Below are 2,043 nucleotides of genomic sequence, written 5' to 3' on the forward strand. Positions count from 1 at the left end.
GTTCCCCCCAAGGCACGCGACGGCTCTGCGCCCCGGCCTAGGCCGCAAGCAGACGGGGATCAAGCCGGAACGGGCAGGGGACCCAGCCCCAGATGCGCCCGCACGGGCGCCGCGATGGCGCGGCCGTCCATCTCGATCCGGCGGCGCGGACGCGCGACCAGCCGCCCGATGGCCTCGCCAAGCGTTTCCTCGCACTGGGCGATCTCCACCAGGCCAAGACCGGCCAGCGCCCGCACGATCTCTTCCTGGTGGTCGTCATAGTGTTCGCCGCGCGCAGCGCTGCGCGGCATCGCCACCACCCGGGAGCCGGCCTGAAGCGCCGTGATCAGCGATCCCGTCCCGCCATGGCAGACCGCAATGTCGCTTTCGCGCAGATGCCGCCGCATCTCCTCCAGCGGCGCGGTCTCAAACGAGACGCAGCCTGCCGGGCGAACCCCGCCTTCGCCAACCTGGGCGATGATCTCATGATCGATAAGCCCGCGTCGCTTCAGCGCCACGACCGCTTCCACCATGGAATCAAAGGGCAACGTGGCCCCCACGGTGACGAGGATCTGCTTGCGGCGCACGTCGTCTTCCGCGTCCACAACGCGCAGCGGATTGGCGAGCGTCGCCTTGGGGTAGGCCTTGGCCAGCAGCGGCCACTGCACGAGGGTGAATTCCGAGAATGGACTGGCGAGGCGGCCGAAAAGGGAAGGCCCCTCCACGCGCGCGAACGTCTCGATCAGCACGAACCGGGCGCCCAGAAGCCGCGCCCACAGCATGAAGAACCAGGTGGATCCTGCGCCAGTCGAGATCACGACGTCCGGCCGCTCCTCGCGCGCGATGGCGAGCGCGGCCTGGGCGTTGCGGGCGCCGGCCATCGCCATGGCCGGCACGGACTCGCGCTTGCGCTGGCCATAGGCGAAGTGATCGAGATAGCGCACCCGCCAGCGGCCCTCGAGGCTCCGCGCCAGCGCGGTCGGTTCGGTCACGAAGAACAGCTCATGGCCCTCGCCCTCCAGGAAGGGGGCCAGATCGGTCAGCTGGCGCAAATGTCCGCCGCCCGACGCCGCCAACGCAATCTTCATCTGAGCCGTCCCGACTTGCTAGGTCCGCCTGTCTGGCATGCAATCCTTGTCGCCGCCCTAAGGCCGCTGTGGCGCCCGCCAGAACCGCTAGAGGGCCGAGGCTGCCCCTTCGGGCGGCTCCAGCGGCTGTGGCGGGCTTACCCGGCTGGCGCTGAAGGCGCGCGCGCGACCGTCCGGCCCCCGCAGCGTCCCGGTCATGGCGCCGCCCTGCACCGTCGCTTGCCCCTCGAACCGCTCGCCGCCCGGGGTCGTGGCTGTGAAGCGGAAGTCAGTTCCACGCAGCCGCCCTTCGCTCAACGACAACTGGCCGAGCGAACCGGTCGCCTTCTGGAAGCTCTGGTCGAGCGTCAGGGCGCCCGCGGCCAGCGCGAACCCTTCGGCCGACGCCCGCCATTCGCCGTCCACATTGGCCGGCACGATCCAGAGGTAGGCGGTGCGGCTGTCGGCAGTTCGGGTCTCGTCGGCCTCCCATTCGCCCATGTCGAAGGCGTGGCTGGTCAGGCGCGTTCCCGGCTTCATGGCGAGCAGCGTCGGGCGCAACCTCAGGTTCAACGATGGGAGAAGATACATCGTGACGACGTCTGCGTCGGAGAAATCCTCCTCGAAAATGTCGCCACGAACGAAAGCAGCCTGGTCTGCGACGCCCGCCTCGGCCGCCTTGCGCTTGGAAAGCGCCACCATGTCGGGGTTGTATTCGATCCCGAGGGCGCGGGCGCCGAAATCCCGCGCGGCGGTGATGGCGATGATCCCGTCGCCGGAGCCAAGGTCAACCACCCGCTCGCCAGGCTTGACGTCCGCCATGCGCAGCATTTCCGCCACCAGCGTCGCCGGCGTCGGAACCCAGATCACATCCTTCCCCGGCTGGCCGACTTCCGGCTGAAACTGGCTGTCGCCGGAAGCAGCGGGGGGCTCCATGTCCACGATCGGCTGCGGGGCGATCCGCGGCAGCCCGGCAAATACGAGGACGCCGCCGAGC

At 69.5% G+C, this 2,043-nt stretch carries 2 protein-coding genes; both read right to left on the bottom strand.

The window, feature by feature from the left end; genetic code table 11:
• Positions 1-59: 59 nt before the first annotated feature.
• Positions 60-1,067 (bottom strand): glycosyltransferase, encoded by a 1,008-nt coding sequence (locus ACLD7X_RS16440; RefSeq protein ID WP_411424762.1) that lies wholly within the window; start codon positions 1,065-1,067, stop codon positions 60-62.
• Between the two features lie 87 nt (positions 1,068-1,154).
• On the bottom strand, positions 1,155-2,043 hold an 889-nt coding region (locus ACLD7X_RS16445), incomplete at its 5' end, for an SAM-dependent methyltransferase (protein ID WP_411424763.1).

The organism is Aphanothece microscopica RSMan92 (genome assembly GCF_046613545.2).
Lineage (GTDB): Bacteria > Cyanobacteriota > Cyanobacteriia > PCC-6307 > Cyanobiaceae > NIES-981.

What these genes read in the sequence shown, in the direction of transcription:
- ACLD7X_RS16440 (WP_411424762.1), bottom strand. Translation starts at nt 1,067, where the DNA reads ATGAAGATTGCGTTGGCGGCGTCGGGCGGCGGACATTTGCGCCAGCTG.